Here is a 20,854-nt window from a genome sequence, read left to right on the forward strand (position 1 = left end):
TTGCACATTAAGATAAAACAATCATCACGGATTGATGGTTGACAATAACAACAAGAATGTTGGTCAAATTCGACTAAATGGAGAAACGCAATGCACTATCAATATCACTGTGCTTGTTGCAATAAAGTATTGGCTTCAAGCGATAAAGAATGTTCCGAATGTGGCTCGCATAATATCCGTAGCCCATATGGCTTTTGGATATTTTGCATACTCAGTTGTTTGGCTGTTGCCATTCTATTTAAGAGTGTTCAAGTGTATTTGCAACAGCACGATACTGAAGCTACGACCCAACTCAACATCTTTGAAGTACTCAAGCAAGATGGTAAAAATTAAGCTTTTTTACAACAGCCAAATACAGCCGTATGAACAGGCTGGCAATGTGTGAAATTTAGCCAAGCTAAATCTAAGCACTATTATCCAGTTGCTTTAAAGTCATTCAAAGCGAGAAATTAAAATGATGAAAGCCTGAATGATTTCAGGCTTTTTTATGCGCTAGCATCGCCCTGCTCACTTATCTTCACGAGGAAAATTCTTTAAACTATGGCAATAGCAATGAGGTTCTAGACGATGGTGCAGTTAATAAAAAAAGGCGGTTTGCGTGAACGCGCCAATCGTAGCCGATCATACAAAGGCTCTGAAAATACCGAAACCACCCTCAAACCGAACCGTTATCGTGATCATGCTGAAACTACCAATGTTGCACAAGATCCATCAAATATAGCACCGTCTAAAGACCAAGATCAAACCAATCCAGAGCAATAGAACTTGGACATAAAAAAAGCCAAGTTTTAATACTTGGCTTTCGCTTTGCTGACAGCAATATGTTTGCAGCTATTGAAGATTGAACATTCTAATTGCGTCGAACCACAGCCAAATCGCAAAAATTAAAAATAACGCCCCTGAAACCACATCAATATAACTACCCGAACGTTGGTAGAGTGCTTTAATTTTAGGCAAAGACATAATCATCATAAACAGACTAAACACAATAAAGGTTTGAATCGGAATGATGACAGCAAGCTGTGCTTTGAGGTTGCTACTGGCTGATGAACTCAACGCTAGAGAGAACACACTACTAAAATAAATCAATGTTTTCGGATTGGCTAAATTTGTAAATAAACCTAATAAGAAATAATTTTCAGTTTTCTGCTGACTTAAGGCCTGCCCATCTTCTAAATTGGCTGTTTGATTTAAACTTTTAAGCCCGCCACTAAACATTGCCCAACCCATTTTCGCTAAGAAAAATCCACCAACAGCCATTAAAACTTGTTGTATCCATGGAAATTGCTCAACCAGAACCGTAAAGCCCAATAAGGTTAAAACGACCCACACCACAATCCCGACAGAGATCCCCGCAATAATTTTTAAGGTATTTGCACGGGTTGTTGATGCTGCACTTTTAGCAATTAATAATACATCTGGACCGGGACTCAACTGCGCAACAAAATGAAGCGCACAGATGGTGAATAACAGTGACATGCAAGCTGATTCATTTGAATTAAAACGTGAAGATTATATCGCTTGTTCAATTTTTTTGTTGGCAACACAAGGTCTATTTTTAGGCCGTATCAAAATTTACGCAAAAAAAAGCCGAATACACATTCGGCCTTTCATACTGAGTTAATTATTTTTTATTGACATCTTTCAGTTCAATTTGTTTCGCATCTGGCGTCACTTCACGAGCTTCACCATCAATAACGGATGAATCACGACCTGATTGCTGATTTTGCATATCTTGCATTTGACGCATCATATCTGCAAATGGGTTCTGACCTTGAGCACCGCCCATGCCTCCCATATCGCCCATCATGCCACCCATCATTTTTTCCATCATGGCTTGCTGACGCTTCATCATGGTTTTCATCATGACTGCTTTCATGGCATTTTGTACAGGTGGAATCAAAATAAGTAATGCCATAATATCTGAGATTAGACCCGGTAACAGCAATAAGAAACCAGCCAAAATTTTTGGTAAATTTCCAGTTAAAGCTGGATCATTACTCATTTGACCTGCTTGCATTTGCTGCATTTGAGGCATCAGACCTGATGAATATTTACGGATAATATTCATCCCTATAAAGAAGGCCGCCACGAACCAGAAAAAGACATACCACATGCTGCCGACGAGGTCGCCCACACCGATCCAGACAAACACTTCCAGGATCAAGCCTGCTAAAATCAGAAGAAATAATTTCATGAAAATTAAACAAATCTAAGTAAATTAATTTAAGGTGTTGCGTTCAACTGCTCAATCACTATCAAGCTTTTTTGACACGCTTATGTAACAATATGGGCATATTTTTATTTTTAAAGGGCAAATAGGCAAACATGTCATTAATTATCGGTATTGACCCTGGGTCGCGCTTAACTGGTTACGGCATCATCGAAAAGGATGGTTCTAAACTAAGTTTTGTCGATGCTGGCACCATTCGTACCGAAACGACAGAAATGCCTGAACGCTTAAAACGTATTTTTGCTGGTATTGATCGCATCGTAAAGTTTCACGGGCCTACTGAAGCTGCGGTTGAACAAGTATTTATGGCTCAAAACCCTGACTCGGCCTTAAAATTAGGTCAAGCACGCGGTGCTGCCATTGCCGCTTTAACCAATTTAGATTTACAAGTCGCTGAATATACTGCACGTCAAATTAAACAATCAGTAGTCGGCTATGGTGCTGCTGATAAAGAACAAGTCCAAATGATGGTTATGCGCATTCTGAACCTAAGTATCAAACCTCAGCAGGATGCAGCCGATGCTTTGGCTGCCGCAATTTGTCATGCGCATGCGTCTGGTAGTATGAGTAAAATGGCTGTACTGAATGCCTTAGGCGGTATGGCTCGTGGTCGAAGTCGTGTAAGCACTCGACGTCGATAAATAATCGTCAAAACATATAGCTCAGTAATTCAGATTGTTTTCAAAAGCCCACTCAATCTAGTGATCAAATTTAGCGGATCATTTTAAAACCGCTATAGTCTAATTCATGCATTGGAATTTCTTGCTGATCGATTTTAGTCACGTCTGCTCGTAAAGGCCCCACTAGACTGTGTTTCAGTATTTTATGAATGGCGTCTTCAGTTCCAATAATCAGCGCTTCAACTTCGCCCGTCACTAGATTTTTCACATAACCATTTAAACCGAGTGCAATCGCTTGCTGCTCAAACCAACGACGATAACCTACACCCTGCACTTTACCTTGAATTCGCAATTTAACTGCATGCATTTTAGTCTTCAACTCCTGAATGATTAACCACATGATAAACCGCTTGGGCCATATCCTGTGCCTGCAAACCACGCATCCCAGACTTCGCCAATACATCACCTGCTAAAGCATGCAGGCTTACGATTTCATGCAGATGTATTTGCTGATGGAATTGTGCTTTTAAACTTGCAATCATCCCTGCAAGCACATCTCCCATACCGCCTGTACCCATTCCTGCATTACCTGCGGTGCAAATCCAAAGCTGATCTTCAAGTATTAAGCTGCCTGCGCCTTTAAGCACCCATTGACCTTGAAATTTTTCTTTTAAATACTGAATTGCTTGTACACGATCTGCTTCAACTTCAGCAGTAGTAATACCCAGTAATTTCGCAGCTTCACCCGGATGTGGCGTTGCATAGGTTCGTGCATTCAAATTTTTAGGTGCTTCAGCTAGAAACCATAAGGCATCTGCATCCAAAACAATTTCCAAGGTTGACTGCTGAATCAATGGAAACCATGACTGAAACTGCTGTTGTGCCCAATCGTCACGACCAAGCCCCATGCCAAAGCTAATCGCATCGACTTGATCGATCAGTTGCCGAATCGCTTCTGTAGTTAATGCATTGATATCGCGTAGCATAATATTCGGTGCGCGCGCCAAAATAGCGGTGTGATGTCGTGCATCACAAACAACCGTAACCTTACCTGCACCTGCATGGAATGCAGCCTCAGCAGCCATAATCACCGCCCCACCCATTTCAGCATGGCCACCAACAACCAAAACATGGCCATAACTGCCTTTATGACCAAAAGCTTGACGTGCAGGTAAAGTGATTTTCTGTGGCGACAAATACGCAAGTGGTTCAAGCTCAGCATCAGTCGGTATGCATGCTATCACCGAAACTTCACCTGCATATTCCTTCGCTTGACCTGTAAATAGCCCTGCTTTTAGACCCAATGCCGTAAAGGTATAATCGGCTTGAAATGCGATGGGTAAAGGCTGTCCTGTATTGGCATGTAATCCGCTTGGAATATCAATCGCAACTTTAAGTCCCATGCATGCATTCAATCGTTGAATAATGGCTTGCCATTCGCTAGAAAGTTCACGATTGAGCCCTATACCAAATAATGCGTCGATATAGACATCATAGTCATGCTGAAAATCAAACTGTGAATAGATCTTGAGCTTGTGATCTATCGCTTCTTGTACTGCAGAATGTAAATCTTTCGATGCTCCAATTTCAGCGGCGTAAATATCGACTTGAAAGCCTGCTTGCTGTAGGTATTGCGCTGTAAGATATCCATCACCTGCGTTGTTGCCCTGCCCACAACATACGGCAATATTTTTTAAATTTTGATGCTTTAACATTGGAATGAGTTGCTGAGCAATCGACCATGCGACCTGCTGCATCAGACCATAACTGCTATTGTGCTGAGCAAACCAACGCTGCTCCCAAGCTTGAATACTTTGGCTAAGATAAACAGGGCTATGGTAAACTTGCAGACGCATTGTTTTTCCTTGTTATGATTATGGCCGCTTCAACTCCTGCACAAAAAATTCCTGTCGATCAATATGATCCAGAAACCCTAAAAGCATGGATTAAAGCGCAAGCCTTAAATTTAGGTTTTTCTGATTGTGTCATCGCAAAGCCAGATGCTCAAGAGGAACTCCCTCGTTTTAAAGAATATTTAGAACGTGGTTATCATGGCGATATGAAATTCCTAGAGGAAAACCTTGAAAAACGTGCCAATCCTGCACTTTTAGTCCCCGGCACACGCAGTATTATCTGTGTCCGCATGGACTATTTGGTCGAAACCCCAAAACCACGTTATGTTCCTGATGAGCCAAATGCAGCCATCATTGCACGCTATGCACGAGGTCGTGACTACCATAAAGTCATGCGCGGGCGTTTAAAAACTTTGTCGAATATTATCCGTGAAAAAATCGGAGATTTTGAATCTAGACCCTTTGCCGACTCTGCCCCAGTGTTTGAAAAATCCTTAGCTGAAAATGCAGGCATGGGCTGGACAGGCAAACACACCTTACTGATCCATAAAAAATCAGGCTCATTTTTTGTATTAGGTGAGCTGTTTACATCACTCGATTTGCCTTTTGATTCTCCGGCAACCAAACATTGTGGTTCATGCACAGCCTGTATTGATATCTGTCCAACTCAGGCCATCGTTGAGCCCTATATGTTAGATGCACGTAAATGCATTGCCTACTTAACCATCGAATATAAAGGCATCATTCCTGAAGAATTACGCCGTGGCATTGGCAACCGTGTGTTTGGCTGTGATGACTGTCAACTTATCTGTCCATGGAATAGCTTTGCGCATAAAACTCAAATTGAGGACTTTTATCCACGTCATCGCCTCGACCAAGTGAGTTTATTAGATCTTTGGCAATGGGATGAAGCCACTTTTTTAAGCTGTACTGAAGGCAGTCCTATCCGACGAACAGGCTATCAAAGCTTTATGCGAAATATCGCCATTGGCTTAGGCAATGCACCATACAGTTCAAATATTGTTCAATCATTAAAAAATTCTCGCGAAAAACATGACGCGATTGTGCAAGTTCATATTGATTGGGCAATTGCAGAACAAAACTCAAAAATGCTTTAAGGGCTTTTATTCTATATTTTCCAGATCCTTACAAAGTTTTCTTTTAAGCTAAAACTTAGTGACGCAATCAAAGAAAATTGATTTTTCAGCTTAAAATAAACATTGCAGCGATTGTGCTGACATTTAACACAACTTTGTAAGTATCTTAAATATCAAAAGTTCTTTAAAAAAGCCATTTCAATGCACTTTAGCTAAATTTCAATGTTACAAAATAGTCTTGGAAGTCTGCAAATTTTACGTATGATGATCTGCATTAGGCAGAAAATATGGATTATTTATGAGCTACCGAAATGACTGGACACATCCAGAAATACAAGAGTTGTATCAACAACCATTGATGGATTTATTATTCCGAGCACAGACCATTCACCGTGAATATTTCCAAGCCAATCATATTCAAGTCAGCACCTTACTTTCGATTAAAACCGGTAAGTGCCCTGAAGACTGTAAATATTGCTCTCAGTCTGCACATTATGACTCTGGATTAGAAGCTGAAAAACGTCTGGCTGTGGAAAAAGTCATCAATGAAGCGAAAGCTGCGCTTGCCTCAGGTTCTTCGCGTTTTTGTATGGGCGCTGCATGGCGCAATCCACATGAACGGGACATGCCCTATGTGCTAGAAATGGTGCGTGAAGTCAAAGCGCTGGGACTTGAAACCTGTATGACCCTTGGCATGCTGAATCAGTCTCAAGCAGAGCGCCTACATGAGGCAGGCTTAGATTATTACAACCATAACCTCGATACCTCTCGTGAGTATTATCCCAATGTCATTAGCACGCGTAGCTATGATGACCGTTTAACGACGCTAGACTATGTTCGCCAATCTGGAATGAAAATCTGTAGCGGCGGAATTGTGGGCTTAGGTGAAAGCCGTGATGACCGTATCGCCTTTTTGATGGAGTTGGCAACGCTGCCGATTCATCCTGAATCCGTGCCGATTAATCTCCTTGTCCCTATTCAAGGTACCCCACTTGCAGAGGTTGAGAAACTTGATGTGATCGAATGGATTCGCACCATTGCAGTCGCACGGATCATTATGCCAAAAAGCTATATTCGACTCTCTGCAGGTCGTGAATCCCTGAGTGATTCAGAACAAGCTTTGGCATTTATGGCAGGTGCAAATTCACTCTTTTCTGGTGAAAAACTGCTGACCACGCCAAATGCAGGCGAAGGCAAAGATCAGCTTTTATTTAGCAAACTCGGTTTAGTGGCTGAACAGCCCAAACCAAATGCTGCACAGCTTTCAACTGATGCCATGCAAATGGCTTAAAACCCAAGCCCCGAACATCGGGGCTTAGTTTTATTGAATGATCAGTGGTAGGTTTCAATGTGCAATGCAAGAGATGGTGCGAATAAATGAATGGTTGAATCACCATGAGTATGGAAAATATATCGATTACTTCGCAAAGTTATGTGCTGTTATTAAAATTCCATAGCCTGCATTTAAATAATCCCCTTCACGAATGATGTCTTGACCATTAGCATGTTGAACCACCAATTGCTGCTGAATCGCATCATAATGAAAAGATTCAAAGCAATCTTGATGTTGTAATAACCATGCAATGGTATCTGCCATATTGGCATCGACGGTATAACGCTCGGCTTGAAAATCTTTACTCATATCTGCATGAAAACTGTGAATGTATTTCCATTTTAATGATTTCAATATTGACCGGCATTAAAAAAGTGAGCTTTCGCTCACTTTTTTTTCGGCTGAGACTCTGCATTACTTTGTCACACCGCACTTACGACATTCCTTGTGCGAACCGATTTCTTCCATTTGCTCGTATTCGTAAATATGCATGCAAAATAGTTTTCTGAATAATTGAAGCATGTTGTTAAAACTCCCGTTTATTTATTAATGTGCTTCTGAATATTTCGTCCTGAAATATTATGATCATGCCTAAACACGCCATAGCTAATTTATTAGCATATTTTTCCAATGAGTCAAATATCTTTACTTTAAAATGACACAATTTCGGATAATCGGTTATTTTTAATCCTTCCTTATATTCACCTGAGTTATAAGGATTTTTATTAATATCAACATCACAGATATAGATTAATTTTCAGCAAATTTCGCACAAAAAAACTCCCCCTTAGGAGAGTTTTTTCAAATAGATGATCACATGAGTAACGTTATTCACAAGCCCAGATTTAAACGTTCTGACTGGCAAACTTCGCACGTGCAGCATGCAATTTTTTATAGCTATCAATCAGACGTAAATGACGATCTAAACCTTCAAGTTGCATATTGGTTTCAGTTAAACCGTAGAAGCGAAGACTGCCATCCATTGAACCAATCACTGCATCCATACGTTCGTCACCAAACATACGACGGAAATTATGTTCATAGTCATTGAGATCTAAGTCATCGTCCAATTCAACTTCTAAAACTACATTCATGCATTGATAGAACAAACCACGTTCGACCGTATTGGTGTTGTATTGAAGGAAGGTTTCGACCAACTCTTTTGCTTCTTCAAATTCTTGTAAGGCAATATAGATCAGTAGTTTGAGCTCAAGAACCGTTAATTGGCCCCATACAGTATTGTCATCAAACTCAATCCCGATGAGCGTCACAATATCCGTGTAGTCATCCACTTCAAGCTCTTCTAAGCGCTCAACCAGTGACACTAACTCATCTTCATCTAGACGATGAATGTTTAAAATATCCTCACGGAAGTCCAAAGCTTTGTTGGTGTTATCCCAAACCAAGTCTTCAACCAAATACACTTCAGAATAACCCGGAACCAAAATACGACATGCCGTAGCACCTAGATGCTGGTAGACCGCCATATACGCTTCTTTGCCCATGTCTTCTAGAATCGCAAACATCGCTGCAGCTTCTTCCGCATTGGCATTTTCACCTTCTGCAGTGAAATCCCACTCTACAAAATCATAGTCTGATTGTGCGCTAAAGAATTTCCAAGACACCAAACCACTTGAGTCAATAAAGTGTTCTACAAAGTTATTTGGTTCAGTGACTGCATTTGAGCTAAACGTTGGTTTTGGTAGATCGTTTAGACCTTCAAAGCTACGGCCTTGTAGAAGCTCGGTTAAGCTACGCTCTAAAGCCACTTCGAGTTTAGGGTGCGCACCAAAAGATGCAAAAACCCCACCTGTACGTGGGTTCATTAAGGTTACGCACATCACTGGGTACTGACCACCAAGTGAAGCATCTTTTACCAATACAGGAAAACCTTGTTCTTCTAAGCCTTGAATACCTGCAACAATACTTGGATATTTGGCTAAAACCTCTTCTGGTACATCTGGTAGAGCCAATTCACCTTCTAAAATCTCACGTTTTACTGCGCGTTCAAAGATTTCAGATAAGCATTGAACCTGCGCTTCTGCCAAGGTATTCCCTGCACTCATCCCGTTTGACAAGTATAAATTTTCAATCAAGTTTGATGGGAAATACACTGTTTCACCATCTGACTGACGGACAAATGGAAGAGAGCAAATACCGCGTGCTATATTTCCTGAATTGGTGTCATATAGATGTGTACCTAATAACTCACCTTCTGGGTTATAAATTTCACGTGTGTAGTCATCCAAAATTTCGACAGGTAACTCGCCTTCTGGGCCAGGTTGGAACCATTTTTCATCTGGGTAATGCACAAAGTCAGCATTGGCAATCTCTTCACCCCAGAACTGGTCGTTATAGAAGAAGTTGCAATTGAGACGTTCAATAAATTCACCCAAAGCCGAAGCTAATGCGCTTTCTTTGGTTGAGCCTTTACCATTGGTAAAACACATTGGCGATTGTGCATCACGAATATGTAGAGACCAAACATTCGGCACGATGTTACGCCATGATGCAATTTCAATCTTCATGCCTAAACCAGCCAAAATACCTGACATATTGGCAATGGTTTCTTCCAATGGCAGATCTTTACCCGGAATAAACGTGGTACTGTCTGACGCTAAATTTGGCATAAGTAAAGCTTGTGCATCTGCATCAATGCTTTCTACTTCTTCAATGACAAATTCAGGACCAGTTTGAATGACTTTTTTAACCGTACAGCGGTCAATTGAACGCAAAATACCTTGACGGTCCTTTTCAGAAATATCCGCAGGCAGTTCAACTTGAATTTTGAAAATTTGCTTATAGCGGTTTTCAGGATCAACAATATTATTTTGTGATAAGCGAATATTATCTGTCGGAATGTCTCGCGCCGCACAATACACTTTTACAAAATACGCTGCACATAATGCTGACGACGCCAAAAAGTAGTCGAATGGTCCGGGAGCAGAACCATCACCTTTATAGCGAATAGGTTGGTCGGCAATTACCGTGAAGTCATCAAATTTGGCTTCTTGTCGAAGGTTATCGAGATAATTAACCTTAATTTCCATGTGGGCACCTAAATATTCTTATGTGTCAGTGCAACACATAAAAATGAAAACATAAGCCGAGTAACTGTAGGACATTGACTTAAAAATGTGAGGCCAGTACCAATCTAAGCGCTGTTGGGCACGGTACTGACAAGAATGGGCATTATTATAAGGTTATTTTGACTGTTTGATAACTTTTGTCGTGATTTACATAACGATAGGATTCGACACTTTGTGCATTTTGGTCGAATCCAAGCTCAACTGCTGCAACTACAGCCAATTTGTTGTGTTAGTGTGCAGCCGTGAAGAAAAAGGCTTGTCTTTTAAAAAAATCTTCGCTAGTATGCTTTGCGTCTGAACTTGTTGATAAATAACACATTCAGAATATAGGGCCTATAGCTCAGTTGGTTAGAGCAGCGGACTCATAATCCGTTGGTCCACAGTTCAAGTCTGTGTGGGCCCACCATATAAAACAACCCCTTACGTGCATTAATCGTGAGGGGTTTTTTAATGTTAAAAACTAAATAAAGTCAGTCTAAGCCTTTAAAAGATATGGCAGATAACCTATAGATACGTACAAAACTTCAAGCTAGCTTGAGTAAGCCACGATTACTTAATACGAGAAGTAGGTTATAAAAAAATACATTCAAGAAAAATTTAAAAGCTTAAGTTCTAAATACCCGTAAATTAAGTCACGATTTGTTATACTTAAAAGATATTATTTTATTCATTATAAGCAAATGTTTTTTGATTCATGACTTTTAGAAATACTACATATTTCGCATTTTAAAAGCGCAAAAATTAAGACTCAACCTGTTCAGGCTTTCTTAAGTCCAAATAAAACTCAACAATTGACCAAATAACAATCAAAGCAAACATAGCAACAGCGAATAACACAGCAGTTAAATAAATCATGCTTGAGTTCTCCGTTAGAAAACGAGTTAAGACCAACAGGTTAAAAGTTTTAACCTACGACAAAAGTCTAATAAGAATTTCTGACGGTGCCTAGCCATATTTAGCAAATTTTTAAGAGTATTTTTATCTATGATGATAGCTTTTCTATATAAAATTTAACCGATTTATTGCTAAAAAGTATAATTTTTCAATCCGCCCTTCTTATTCCGATTTGTAATATATGCACAATTCAGATCAAAGCTCACTTAAATCCTCTTGACTCATGATCCAAACAAGCAGAAATTACACCTTTTTAAAATCACCGTATCACCAACTATGTTGAAAAAGTTTATTGGCGAATCTGCATTTAAATTGGCAGGCTGGAAATACCACGTAGAACCTGATGTTTTAGAAAATAAACAAGTGATCGTCGGCTTTGAACACACCTCAATGATGGATGCTGTTCTTTCACTGGCCCTTTGCCAAATTTATGACATTAAAATTCACACGCTGATTAAAAAAGAACTCTTTAAAGGTCCATTTAAACCTGTTCTTGAAGCGATTGGCGGTATTCCTGTAGACCGTAAAGCCAATAAAGACATCGTGACTCAAATGGTTGAGCATTTTGAAGCTAGCGAAAAATTTAATTTAGTCATTGCTCCAGAAGCGACCCGTGCAGTACGTGGTGAAGCACGAAAACCAATTCGTACAGGCTTTTGGTATATTGCTAAAGCAGCAGGTGTGCCGATTGTATTAATGTATGCCAACTCAAAAACCAAACAAGGTGGTATTTTCGGTAAGATTTACCCGACTGAGCTCGATCACGATTTAGCCTTAATCAAGCAACTCTATAAAGATAAAGTAGGTTTAGATATCGTGATCCCTGAACCTAAAAATAAACACTAAGCGCAATTCACGTTTTAACGAACTACATATTTAAAGATATAAATGTATCGTGCTCCACGCATTGTACATTTATATCTTCCTGTTATAAAGGGATCAGACTCCCCCTTTTAGCCCGATTCTCATCATAAGAAAAATTACAGTACGGGCGTTTAGACATTTCGCATTATTTTCTCAAATTTGGATATTTTTTTTTCAACTACTCAATTCATGAAATCCAGTACTTTCACACAAAAAAGCCATTATGGTAGAATTTGCTCAATTTGATAGGCATAAGGCCAATCTACAAGGAGCATATTTCGCATGGCGGGTCATTCCAAGTGGGCTAATACTAAGCATCGTAAAGCAAAACAAGATGCAAGCCGCGCTAAAGTATTCACAAAATTTATCCGTGAAATCGTGACAGCTGCACGCTTAGGCGGCGGTGATGTAGCGTCTAACCCACGTTTACGTGCTGTTGTTGAAAAAGCATTAGTTGCAAACATGACACGTGACACCATTAACCGTGCGATCCAACGTGGTGTGGGCGGTGAAGAAAATACCGATCTAAAAGAAGTAACCTACGAAGGATATGGCGTTGGTGGTGTTGCAGTCATCATTGAAACAATGACGGATAACTTGAACCGTACTGTTCCTGACGTTCGTCATTGCTTCTCGAAAACTGATGGTAATTTAGGTACTGCAGGTTCAGTGGCTTATATGTTTACCAAACGTGGTGAGATTACTTTTGAAGATGTTTCTTTAGAAGATCAAATCATGGACATCGCTTTAGAAGCAGGTGCTGAAGATATTGAAGTAGATGAAGATGAAATTCTAGTTATCACTACACCAGAAACTTTCGGTGAAGTTCAGGATGCACTTGCTGCAGCAGGTCTAAAATCTGATAACGCCGAAGTGGTCATGAACCCTTCAACTAAAGCGTTGATTTCAGATATCGAACAAGCGAAAAAAATCATCAAAATGATTGATATGTTTGAAGATCTAGACGACGTTCAAAACGTGTATACCAACGTTGAATTCACCGATGAAGTAATGGCTGAGTTAGAAGCTCTATAATTCAATCGACTGAAGTATAAAACGCACCCATCGGTGCGTTTTTTATTGCCTAGCTTTCAACTGTTTGAGTTTATATATGAGAGCTGTATTTAAACCTTATTTAACAATCCATTACAGTTAAAAACGTTATATTGCTTAATTACAAAACTTGAATGTAATGCAACCACATGTTCAATTTTACCAATACGTTTGAGTAAAATTTCACTATAATTTTCCATATCACGCGCAACGACTTCAACAATAAAATCTGCCGACTGCCCTGTCACTAAAAATGCATTAATGACTTCTGGAATACTTTCTAATTCTTCTAAAAATTTAGCAAAAGTATCTGTATCATGTTTGCTTAAGGACACCTGTAGCAGCACATGCAAACTAAAGCCCAATTTTTGATAATTAATTTCACGTTTTAGACCACTGATAATATTGTGATCAATCAATTGTTTGATCCGACGATGAACTGAACTGACCGATAAATTCACTCGCTCTGACAGTTCATTTAAATTCACATCTTCATGGGTCAAAATTTCTAAAATTTGTTTATCAAAACGGTCTAGTTCCATCAGTCTACTCCAGCCATTTTTGAAAACAGTGCTGATGATCCAGATTCATCAAACACCTGTTGTCATTTTCAATGTTATTTTAAGTTTTAAAATCAGCATTTATGTGCAAGTTTTCTCATGTATAGCATGATTTATTAAAAATAATAAAGCTCATATGCATTATGAACATAATAATTTTCATATATATCGTGTTTAAATGAATGTTTTTTCATCAAAGTTTAGTTTTTATATTCTAAATAACGTCTTTAGACAACCTACCAATAAAGCTTCTCGATGCATTCCATTGATCTGAATAAATCAATTTCAGATAAAAGGGAAAGATATTTTATTTATATTTTTCAATTTTTTATTTTTACTTTATTTTTCAATGTGCGCTCTATTTCACATTTCATTTTTTTCACTTATTTACTTGGTTTGGTAATTACATTAAAAAATAGCGGCGGTTCATAAATATACAAAAAAACAAAAACGGAAGAATAAACATGGCAATTAAATCACTGAGTTCACTCAGCTCAAAATTAAGTTCTGTACTAAGTCCTTCCCTACAGCTCAGTACAATTAGCAGCACGGTCAGTAACCTACTTAGCCCGCTTAAACCTACAACCAATATCACTGATACGCTGACAGGATTATTGGGTAATTTAGGTGGCACAAAGTCTTTTGATTTTAGCGCACTGACTAAAACGCTGCCCCAAGTGATTAGCACGATTCAAAGTCTTACATCCAATAACGGTTCAAATTCGGATGCACTCAAGACATTGATGACAACTCTGCAACCACTCCTACAAAACTTAGGTAGCAACGCTGGCTCAACAGAGATGAATCAGTTGGTTCAATCCTTACCTACCATTGTCAACAGCTTGCAAAGTTTACTGAGTAGCACCAATAATCAAGCCAATCTTCCTGACAATATCAGCAGCGCTGTAAATGCCATCAAACCACTGCTTGCTATGCTTGGAAGCGCAACTGGGTCAACGGATTCAACGCAAATTATCAATACACTCAACCAAGTTTTAGAATATGCGCAACCCATTATTCAGATGATTGGGAGCTCGTCTTCTGGAAACATTGACTTTGGGCAAATTGCACAAGGTGCAACGAGTGCCCTCCTACCTTTATTAGCTTCAATCAATAAAGACAACTCATCTATTGATATGGAACAACTGAGTCATGCTTTACCGACTGTGATTGGAAGTGTGACCAATCTAGTGACCGCCATTTCATCAGCCAACCAAGGGAATGTCCCTGAGACCATTTCAGGGGTGATCAAAGGACTTAATCCGCTTTTAGATTTACTGGCAAAAAGCGATGTCATCGATACGGATCAGGCTCAAACCGTCAAAGCGATTTATGATGTATTAAATAGCGTGAGCACCATTTTGGATGTGGTCAACAATCCATCCTTACTGACGCTTTCAACTGATTTAAATCAAGTGATTAATTCGTTGAAACCAGTCATTGCTCTGATGGACAGTAATGGTGAAGCGACTCAGTTCCTCGATCAACTGACCATTCCAGATCTTGGCGATTTACTCGGCAATCTTGCTCCTGAAAAAATTGATCTGGGTTCAATCTCGGATCAGTTCAACCAATTGACTGAAAACCTCACGGGCCAATTACCGAATATTAATGACCTATTGGAAAATTTAGGTTCTGCTCAAGGTGATTTTGATATCTCCACCATCATCCCAAGTATTAAGGATGCGCTAGGCAATATCTTCTACCCTGTTATGCCGCTGAATACTCTACAAGCCGATAGTATCAGTCCAGTGCTGAATATTTTGGATATTCAACAACAAAGCTATATTTAAGGATTGAATGTCTGATGAAAAAGCGCGCTGTTAGGCGCGCTTTTTTAAAGTAGCATGACGCAAAGTTTTCATTTAAAGGGCTTATACACCACGCCAATCCACCCGTGCATTACGTTCTGTTTGGTATATGCGTTGAACATATTGACCTAAAGGCAAATCGCTCAAATAGGCTTTGTAAGCTTTAAACTCTTCTGACAAGGTTTCGCCATGCTCTTTTTCCCACGGCGTTCCAACAATCTCTAATATCGGCGCCAACATTGAACACACTGCAATATCAGCCAAACCTAATCGGTCGCCTACAAAATAACGCCCACCTTGTTCGATCAGACGTTGATTTAAATCAACCACAATTTCGTCCAATCGCTCACGTGAAGCCGCAACCTTATCCGTATCTAATTGATAACCTTTAGAAACCAGTGCCTTTATAATGGGCTTGGAATATTTTTCAAACTGACGCAAATAGCCCTTTTCACCAATTAAAATATCAAGTGATTCTTCACTTTCATTTAATACATGTGCCAACCCCCAACGGCGCACATGTTGGCCTAACTCAATGGAGAGTTCATTAATTTCTAAAGCGTCTTCACGCAGTTTGACATCTGGACGGATCAGACTATGTTCGGGGTAGGTCGCATCCAAGTAAAAGGCGATTTGAGTTGAATCTGCAACCCAATGATCTTGATCACGTAAAATCGGTAATTTGTTTTGCCCTGTTTTAAGCTGTGCAAATGCACGATGCACACCCGGCATTAAATTATGAGCCACATAATCCAACTCTTTGTGATCGAGTAACCAGCGCGCCTTTTCACAAAAATGTGAGAGTGGAAACTGGTAGAGAGTTCGCATAAATGCTCCAAGTTTTTGTTGTAACTGTGGTTTATAAAACCCAGTAATTTTATAGGGATACTTTAGTCACTGTGTTATTGAAACACAATGTCATTTTTGCACCTATTCTGCATCCGTAGTGCAACTTAAGCTTTATTCAGACGTGAATTCATCTCGATCTCAGCGCGATTCAATAAGTTATACATTCTCCCTCCCATATCACCTGACTTTATTATGGCTTTCATGTAAAATCATCCACAATTTTTTTATAATACTTTGTGAGTTATTTCATGGGTTTTAACTGTGGTATTGTCGGCCTGCCGAACGTTGGTAAATCAACGCTTTTCAACGCATTAACCAAAGCTGCGATTGCTGCTGAAAACTTCCCATTCTGTACAATTGAGCCAAATACTGGGATTGTACCTGTACCTGACCCACGTATGGATAAACTTGCTGAAATTGTAAACCCACAACGTGTTGTCCCAACCACGATGGAATTTGTGGATATTGCAGGTCTCGTTGCTGGTGCATCTAAAGGTGAAGGCCTTGGTAACCAATTCTTAGCTAACATTCGTGAAACGGATGCTATTGCACATGTTGTACGTTGTTTTGAAGACGAGAATGTCATTCACGTAAATGGCAAAATTGATCCACTTGACGATATCGCAACAATCAACACTGAACTTGCACTTGCTGACTTAGAAGCTGTTTCTAAAGCAATTACACGTCTAGCAAAATCTGCAAAAGGTGGCGATAAAGAAGCGATTGCGACCAAAGCTGTTTTAGACAAAATCTTACCTTTACTGGATGAAGGTAAACCTGCGCGTGCAGCTGACCTTGATGAAGATGAACGTAAATTGGTGCGTGGTTATGGCTTCTTAACCCTTAAACCAACCATGTATATTGCCAACGTTGCAGAAGATGGTTTCGAAAATAACCCTCACTTAGAAGCAGTACAAAAATTAGCTGCTGAAGAAAATGCAATTGTGGTTCCACTTTGCAACCAAATCGAAGCAGAAATTTCATTACTTGAAGACGAAGACCGTGCGGAATTCCTTGAAGCTTTAGGCATGGAAGAACCTGGTCTAAACGTAGTTATTCGTGCAGGTTATGGCTTACTCGGCCTTCAAACATACTTTACAGCTGGTGTACAAGAAGTTCGTGCTTGGACAGTAAAAATTGGTGCAACTGCACCTCAAGCTGCAGGTGTGATTCACACTGACTTCGAAAAAGGCTTTATTCGTGCTGAATGTATTGCCTACAACGACTTCGTTCAATACAACGGTGAAGCTGGCGCTAAAGAAGCAGGTAAATGGCGTTTAGAAGGTAAAACATACATCGTTCAAGATGGCGATGTTTTACACTTCCGTTTTAACGTATAAGACAGTACTCATAAGAAGCCAGCAATTTGCTGGCTTTTTTAATTTCAGGCAAAAGCTCAAGCCAAAAAATAAGCATATTTAAAAACTTAAAACCTACTTAAAAACAAAATTATATCGACACGAATACATGATTTGGTTGCCGAGTCACCACAGTGCAACGACTTAAATCTCTACCGTTCTGCTATAAATTTACTCATAGGCACTAATGCCTATTTTCATAGAACAATAGCAATGAAAAAAATCAGCACAATTCTAACAGCAGGTATCTTTACAATGCTTAGTGCAACTGCGTTTGCATGTCCACAAGGCACCACACTTACAGGTGGTACAGGTGCAAACCATAAAGGTGGTACTTGTGTTTCCATTGCAAAAGATGCAAAACATCAGGAACATACTGCTACACATGCAGCACAAGTTGCGCAGCATGATGCAAAAGTCGCTCGACTCGATGCAAAACAAGCCAGCCAATTGGCTCAAAGTAAAGTGAAAGATAATCAAAAATTAGTAATACATGATGCAGCTCAAGCAAAGCATCTTGCAACACAAGCAAAATCAGAAGCTAAAACTTCAGCCCATGCTGCCAAAGCTGCAAATACTGACGCAAAAGCAAAAATCGCTGCACAAAAGGTCGCAGCGGAACAACATAAAGCAGCTGTGAAATCCTAAACAGTTGAGAATTAACACATAGCACAAAAAAAAGCCGGAATTATCCGGCTTTTTTATTCAAATTATTTATGGGTGAGCAGTTTGTAATGATTTTGCATCCATCTCTGCGCGCTGTCTTCTTGCTTCTGTCAGCATGCGTTGTTCAAGCTCTTTACGAAAGCCGAGTAGAAACACAAACTCAGCTAGAACAAATAAAGGACCTATTGCCAAGCCAATAACATCATCCATAAACGCAGGCTTTTTCTTTTCATAATAATGGCCGATAAACTGGATGATCCAACCCACTACAAAGATCCCCACACTCCAAATCAGCCATGACATAAGGCTCATTTTTGCGATCATTAAGGCTAAGGGATACGTGACGGCAAATACCAAAAGCATAATCAAACCGAAAATTTTATCTAAACTCAGGTAATAAATGACACTGGCAATAATCAACAACAATGCAAGGGTCAGTTCAAAACCTGAAATCATTAGCCCTGCTCGTGCTGTTAGACACATAATCGAAAATACAATAAGCGGAATACCCACAAAATGCGTCAGCACATTTTTTCGATCTAAATGATATGCTGCATATTGGCTTAGCAGCCTTTCAAGTTTGCTCATTAACTTACTCCTTGTTCATTCACTCATTTCACTATATAAAAAATGCATCAATAAAGTTGTCATCTAATAGACAAGTTGGACCATAAAATAAGGATATGCTGTGCTGGACGCTCAATATGTGCATCAACTCAATAAAAATGTGTGGTATTCAGGCTTAAATATTTCCTTCCAAGACTTTATCTGCCGCCATGCCCTGACCTTAACTTTCGAAAAAGACGCACGTGTTTTTTTATCAGGACAGCGTTTTAATGGTATGTATGCAGTCTTAGATGGCGCAGTTCGCTTAGGCTATATTGATATTCATGGCAAAGAAGCGATTGCCGCCATTGCTGAGCCGATTATGTGGTTTGGCGAAATATCCTTGGTTGACCAATTACCACGCTCTCACGATGCCATCTGTATCAAAAAATCCACCTTATTACACTTACCGGCTCAAGCAATTCAGCAGTTATTACAACGACACCCTGAGTTTTGGTTTCATATTGCCCAGCTCACCAGTCAAAAACTTCGCTATGCCTTTATGGAACTCATTGCCTTACATACGCAAAGTTTAAGTCAACGTCTCGCACAGCGTCTGCTGTTTATTTTAAATGGATATGGAAATCATTTGGAAATTGAGCAACACACCATACACATCTCACAGGAACAACTCGCGCAACTGATGAATTGCTCAAGACAATCAGTCAATCAGGAGCTTCAGCAGTTGGAAAAAATGCAGGTGCTTCGTGTTGCGTTTAAACAAATTGAAATTTTAGATCTTGCGCAATTACATCAGATTGCTCATGCACTTCCTGTGCATGATGTCTGACATTTGTGATTTAAATAAGTGCATTTAATTGCACCAGAATGATTCTTTATAGTTATTTTGCTTTTATTTGTAGCACTTCGCTTTATCGAATTTTGATCAAGACAATAATTGGCAAACATTTACACTGTCAAAACCATTTGTACATGCTGCAACTTCTTGAGTTGATGCTTCTGATTTATTTTTAGTCGCTGCTTGTACATTGACTGCTGTAGTCAAAACAGCCAAAACCGATAACATCATTAATGTCTTTTTCATCTTAATCACCTATTCAACGTCTTTAATTTAACTTACATACCTCATCTTTTAGGCAGTTATTTTTACATACTTTATCAAATAATGATAATTTTAATTTTTTATCACATTATCCATACTTTATATTATTAATATTTTAAAGATATTAATTAAAGAGAAGGTCAGACGACTGGCGTTCTAAAATGGGGGATTTTTATCAATAAATTTTTCTCAAAAGATATTTTTACTATTCATTATCTATGCTTTATCTATCTAACTTCAGAAAAAACCATGAAATTTGGAATTTAGCTCAATACTACGGCAGCGCACTGATTTAATTTTTATATGAAATAGCGATGATTTTAGGAGGATTTTCCAATCCTCTATTATAGATTTATTCTTGTTTTTTGAAATTTTTCCCCAAAAAAGCAGTGAAACTTCACTGCTTTGATCGGGTTAAATGCCTACTTTTTTCGGATCGGTATTTCCGAGTTCAGGGTTTTCAATCGCACCTTTGCATTGATTTTTATCACGCTCATAATCTGCTTGCTTTTGTGCAACAGTCGAACTCTGATCAATACTTTCACGTGCCCAAATTTCCAAACTTGTCAAAGCCTTACGACACAGTGCATATTTACCTTCAGTCACAGAATCGGTCATTTTGACATTGATACGCCATTCGGTACTCAATTTACGTGCTGGAACACGAACTTTCTCTTCCATCTGATCGACTTGTTTTGTATAAACAATCGGATCCGCTTCATTGATAAACGCCCAAGCTTTGGCAGCATACTCCGTTGCATCATTGGTTAATTTGGGTGCTGCTTTAATTTCGACTTGAGCTTGTTCAGCTCCATCATTACCACAGGCCTGCAACAACACCGTGCTGCTCAATAATGAAACAATCAGTATCCCACGCATCTTTAACCTCTGCATATCCAGCTCAT

22 protein-coding genes and 1 tRNA gene are annotated in these 20,854 nt (G+C 39.4%); 12 read left to right on the forward strand and 11 right to left on the reverse strand.

Going from position 1 to position 20,854, the window contains the following annotated elements:
* Positions 1–90: 90 nt before the first annotated feature.
* Both FTT92_RS04835 and FTT92_RS04840 read left to right on the forward strand, forming a co-directional pair.
* Positions 91–333 carry a hypothetical protein gene (locus FTT92_RS04835; protein WP_078192893.1) on the forward strand — a complete coding sequence of 81 codons (243 nt, stop codon included), beginning with the start codon at positions 91–93 and terminating at the stop codon, positions 331–333.
* Between the two features lie 234 nt (positions 334–567).
* Positions 568–762, forward strand: coding sequence for a hypothetical protein (locus FTT92_RS04840; protein WP_180010280.1), 195 nt, complete (start codon positions 568–570; stop codon positions 760–762).
* 69 nt (positions 763–831) lie between these two features.
* Here FTT92_RS04840 and FTT92_RS04845 read toward each other — a convergent pair whose 3' ends face one another.
* Positions 832–1,479, reverse strand: a complete 648-nt coding sequence (locus FTT92_RS04845) for a LysE family transporter (protein ID WP_180007363.1) — start codon at positions 1,477–1,479, stop codon at positions 832–834.
* 145 nt (positions 1,480–1,624) lie between these two features.
* Entirely contained in the window at positions 1,625–2,197 is a 573-nt protein-coding gene (locus FTT92_RS04850; RefSeq protein WP_078192890.1) for an FxsA family protein, read from the reverse strand.
* 131 nt (positions 2,198–2,328) lie between these two features.
* On the opposite strand from FTT92_RS04850, the gene ruvC reads away from it, so the two are divergent.
* Entirely contained in the window at positions 2,329–2,874 is a 546-nt protein-coding gene (gene ruvC / locus FTT92_RS04855; RefSeq protein ID WP_180171565.1) for a crossover junction endodeoxyribonuclease RuvC, read from the forward strand.
* 70 nt (positions 2,875–2,944) lie between these two features.
* On the opposite strand, the gene FTT92_RS04860 is transcribed toward ruvC, so the two are convergent.
* Both FTT92_RS04860 and FTT92_RS04865 read right to left on the reverse strand, forming a co-directional pair.
* Positions 2,945–3,220 carry an acylphosphatase gene (locus FTT92_RS04860; RefSeq protein WP_180074050.1) on the reverse strand — a complete coding sequence of 92 codons (276 nt, stop codon included), beginning with the start codon at positions 3,218–3,220 and terminating at the stop codon, positions 2,945–2,947.
* A gap of 1 nt (position 3,221) precedes the next feature.
* The gene (locus tag FTT92_RS04865) at positions 3,222–4,709 is read right to left on the reverse strand and encodes an NAD(P)H-hydrate dehydratase (RefSeq protein WP_180171566.1); all 1,488 of its coding nucleotides are present in this window, start codon (positions 4,707–4,709) and stop codon (positions 3,222–3,224) included.
* Positions 4,710–4,729: 20 nt separating this feature from the next.
* On the opposite strand from FTT92_RS04865, the gene queG reads away from it, so the two are divergent.
* On the forward strand, positions 4,730–5,824 hold the full coding sequence (queG, locus tag FTT92_RS04870) for a tRNA epoxyqueuosine(34) reductase QueG (RefSeq protein ID WP_180027229.1): 1,095 nt from the start codon (positions 4,730–4,732) through the stop codon (positions 5,822–5,824).
* A gap of 277 nt (positions 5,825–6,101) precedes the next feature.
* On the forward strand, positions 6,102–7,094 hold the full coding sequence (bioB, locus tag FTT92_RS04875) for a biotin synthase BioB (RefSeq protein ID WP_180171567.1): 993 nt from the start codon (positions 6,102–6,104) through the stop codon (positions 7,092–7,094).
* 126 nt (positions 7,095–7,220) lie between these two features.
* On the opposite strand, the gene FTT92_RS04880 is transcribed toward bioB, so the two are convergent.
* Positions 7,221–7,445 (reverse strand): hypothetical protein, encoded by a 225-nt coding sequence (locus FTT92_RS04880; RefSeq protein WP_078192886.1) that lies wholly within the window; start codon positions 7,443–7,445, stop codon positions 7,221–7,223.
* 536 nt (positions 7,446–7,981) lie between these two features.
* Positions 7,982–10,186, reverse strand: a complete 2,205-nt coding sequence (locus tag FTT92_RS04885; RefSeq protein WP_180085723.1) for an OsmC domain/YcaO domain-containing protein — start codon at positions 10,184–10,186, stop codon at positions 7,982–7,984.
* Positions 10,187–10,554: 368 nt separating this feature from the next.
* Here FTT92_RS04885 and FTT92_RS04890 point away from each other — a divergent pair.
* The 3 genes from FTT92_RS04890 to FTT92_RS04900 all read left to right on the forward strand — a co-directional run bounded on the left by FTT92_RS04890 (position 10,555) and on the right by FTT92_RS04900 (position 13,018).
* Positions 10,555–10,631 (forward strand) — tRNA-Ile (locus FTT92_RS04890).
* Between the two features lie 764 nt (positions 10,632–11,395).
* Positions 11,396–11,965, forward strand: a complete 570-nt coding sequence (locus FTT92_RS04895) for a 1-acyl-sn-glycerol-3-phosphate acyltransferase (protein WP_180171568.1) — start codon at positions 11,396–11,398, stop codon at positions 11,963–11,965.
* Positions 11,966–12,265: 300 nt separating this feature from the next.
* Complete coding sequence (locus FTT92_RS04900) at positions 12,266–13,018, forward strand: YebC/PmpR family DNA-binding transcriptional regulator (protein ID WP_078194353.1); 753 nt, start codon at positions 12,266–12,268, stop codon at positions 13,016–13,018.
* Positions 13,019–13,107: 89 nt separating this feature from the next.
* On the opposite strand, the gene FTT92_RS04905 is transcribed toward FTT92_RS04900, so the two are convergent.
* Positions 13,108–13,578, reverse strand: a complete 471-nt coding sequence (locus tag FTT92_RS04905) for an Lrp/AsnC family transcriptional regulator (RefSeq protein WP_067763303.1) — start codon at positions 13,576–13,578, stop codon at positions 13,108–13,110.
* Positions 13,579–14,060: 482 nt separating this feature from the next.
* On the opposite strand from FTT92_RS04905, the gene FTT92_RS04910 reads away from it, so the two are divergent.
* Entirely contained in the window at positions 14,061–15,389 is a 1,329-nt protein-coding gene (locus tag FTT92_RS04910; RefSeq protein WP_180171569.1) for a hypothetical protein, read from the forward strand.
* A gap of 81 nt (positions 15,390–15,470) precedes the next feature.
* On the opposite strand, the gene FTT92_RS04915 is transcribed toward FTT92_RS04910, so the two are convergent.
* Positions 15,471–16,235 carry a glutathione S-transferase family protein gene (locus FTT92_RS04915; protein ID WP_180012150.1) on the reverse strand — a complete coding sequence of 255 codons (765 nt, stop codon included), beginning with the start codon at positions 16,233–16,235 and terminating at the stop codon, positions 15,471–15,473.
* Between the two features lie 269 nt (positions 16,236–16,504).
* Between FTT92_RS04915 and ychF the strand changes: the two genes are divergently transcribed.
* Positions 16,505–17,596, forward strand: coding sequence for a redox-regulated ATPase YchF (gene ychF, locus FTT92_RS04920; protein WP_111885996.1), 1,092 nt, complete (start codon positions 16,505–16,507; stop codon positions 17,594–17,596).
* A 273-nt stretch (positions 17,597–17,869) separates the two neighbouring features.
* Entirely contained in the window at positions 17,870–18,262 is a 393-nt protein-coding gene (locus tag FTT92_RS04925; RefSeq protein WP_180171408.1) for a hypothetical protein, read from the forward strand.
* A 66-nt stretch (positions 18,263–18,328) separates the two neighbouring features.
* Here FTT92_RS04925 and FTT92_RS04930 read toward each other — a convergent pair whose 3' ends face one another.
* A complete protein-coding gene (locus tag FTT92_RS04930; RefSeq protein ID WP_180119714.1) occupies positions 18,329–18,868 on the reverse strand; it encodes a DUF962 domain-containing protein in 540 nt (179 codons plus the stop codon).
* Between the two features lie 100 nt (positions 18,869–18,968).
* On the opposite strand from FTT92_RS04930, the gene FTT92_RS04935 reads away from it, so the two are divergent.
* Positions 18,969–19,676 (forward strand): Crp/Fnr family transcriptional regulator, encoded by a 708-nt coding sequence (locus FTT92_RS04935; RefSeq protein ID WP_180074055.1) that lies wholly within the window; start codon positions 18,969–18,971, stop codon positions 19,674–19,676.
* Positions 19,677–19,772: 96 nt separating this feature from the next.
* Here FTT92_RS04935 and FTT92_RS04940 read toward each other — a convergent pair whose 3' ends face one another.
* Together FTT92_RS04940 and FTT92_RS04945 are read right to left on the reverse strand one after the other, a co-directional pair.
* Positions 19,773–19,931, reverse strand: a complete 159-nt coding sequence (locus FTT92_RS04940) for a hypothetical protein (protein WP_257231592.1) — start codon at positions 19,929–19,931, stop codon at positions 19,773–19,775.
* Between the two features lie 432 nt (positions 19,932–20,363).
* The gene (locus tag FTT92_RS04945; protein WP_180171570.1) at positions 20,364–20,843 is read right to left on the reverse strand and encodes a hypothetical protein; all 480 of its coding nucleotides are present in this window, start codon (positions 20,841–20,843) and stop codon (positions 20,364–20,366) included.
* Positions 20,844–20,854: the final 11 nt, after the last annotated feature.

It is taken from the genome of Acinetobacter sp. YH12023 (assembly GCF_013420135.1).
Taxonomy (GTDB): Bacteria; Pseudomonadota; Gammaproteobacteria; order Pseudomonadales; family Moraxellaceae; genus Acinetobacter; species Acinetobacter amyesii.

Excerpts from the sequence above, each read along its gene's own strand:
- FTT92_RS04860 (WP_180074050.1), bottom strand. The coding sequence starts at position 3,220 with ATGCATGCAGTTAAATTGCGAATTCAAGGTAAAGTGCAGGGTGTAGGT.
- FTT92_RS04900 (WP_078194353.1), top strand. The coding sequence starts at position 12,266 with ATGGCGGGTCATTCCAAGTGGGCTAATACTAAGCATCGTAAAGCAAAA.
- ychF (WP_111885996.1), top strand. The coding sequence starts at position 16,505 with ATGGGTTTTAACTGTGGTATTGTCGGCCTGCCGAACGTTGGTAAATCA.
- FTT92_RS04880 (WP_078192886.1), bottom strand. The coding sequence starts at position 7,445 with ATGAGTAAAGATTTTCAAGCCGAGCGTTATACCGTCGATGCCAATATG.
- FTT92_RS04895 (WP_180171568.1), top strand. The coding sequence starts at position 11,396 with ATGTTGAAAAAGTTTATTGGCGAATCTGCATTTAAATTGGCAGGCTGG.
- FTT92_RS04835 (WP_078192893.1), top strand. The coding sequence starts at position 91 with ATGCACTATCAATATCACTGTGCTTGTTGCAATAAAGTATTGGCTTCA.
- bioB (WP_180171567.1), top strand. The coding sequence starts at position 6,102 with ATGAGCTACCGAAATGACTGGACACATCCAGAAATACAAGAGTTGTAT.
- FTT92_RS04945 (WP_180171570.1), bottom strand. The coding sequence starts at position 20,843 with ATGCAGAGGTTAAAGATGCGTGGGATACTGATTGTTTCATTATTGAGC.
- FTT92_RS04905 (WP_067763303.1), bottom strand. The coding sequence starts at position 13,578 with ATGGAACTAGACCGTTTTGATAAACAAATTTTAGAAATTTTGACCCAT.
- FTT92_RS04845 (WP_180007363.1), bottom strand. The coding sequence starts at position 1,479 with ATGTCACTGTTATTCACCATCTGTGCGCTTCATTTTGTTGCGCAGTTG.
- FTT92_RS04940 (WP_257231592.1), bottom strand. The coding sequence starts at position 19,931 with ATGAAAAAGACATTAATGATGTTATCGGTTTTGGCTGTTTTGACTACA.
- FTT92_RS04910 (WP_180171569.1), top strand. The coding sequence starts at position 14,061 with ATGGCAATTAAATCACTGAGTTCACTCAGCTCAAAATTAAGTTCTGTA.
- FTT92_RS04840 (WP_180010280.1), top strand. The coding sequence starts at position 568 with ATGGTGCAGTTAATAAAAAAAGGCGGTTTGCGTGAACGCGCCAATCGT.
- queG (WP_180027229.1), top strand. The coding sequence starts at position 4,730 with ATGGCCGCTTCAACTCCTGCACAAAAAATTCCTGTCGATCAATATGAT.
- FTT92_RS04850 (WP_078192890.1), bottom strand. The coding sequence starts at position 2,197 with ATGAAATTATTTCTTCTGATTTTAGCAGGCTTGATCCTGGAAGTGTTT.
- FTT92_RS04930 (WP_180119714.1), bottom strand. The coding sequence starts at position 18,868 with ATGAGCAAACTTGAAAGGCTGCTAAGCCAATATGCAGCATATCATTTA.
- FTT92_RS04865 (WP_180171566.1), bottom strand. The coding sequence starts at position 4,709 with ATGCGTCTGCAAGTTTACCATAGCCCTGTTTATCTTAGCCAAAGTATT.
- FTT92_RS04915 (WP_180012150.1), bottom strand. The coding sequence starts at position 16,235 with ATGCGAACTCTCTACCAGTTTCCACTCTCACATTTTTGTGAAAAGGCG.
- FTT92_RS04925 (WP_180171408.1), top strand. The coding sequence starts at position 17,870 with ATGCTTAGTGCAACTGCGTTTGCATGTCCACAAGGCACCACACTTACA.
- ruvC (WP_180171565.1), top strand. The coding sequence starts at position 2,329 with ATGTCATTAATTATCGGTATTGACCCTGGGTCGCGCTTAACTGGTTAC.
- FTT92_RS04885 (WP_180085723.1), bottom strand. The coding sequence starts at position 10,186 with ATGGAAATTAAGGTTAATTATCTCGATAACCTTCGACAAGAAGCCAAA.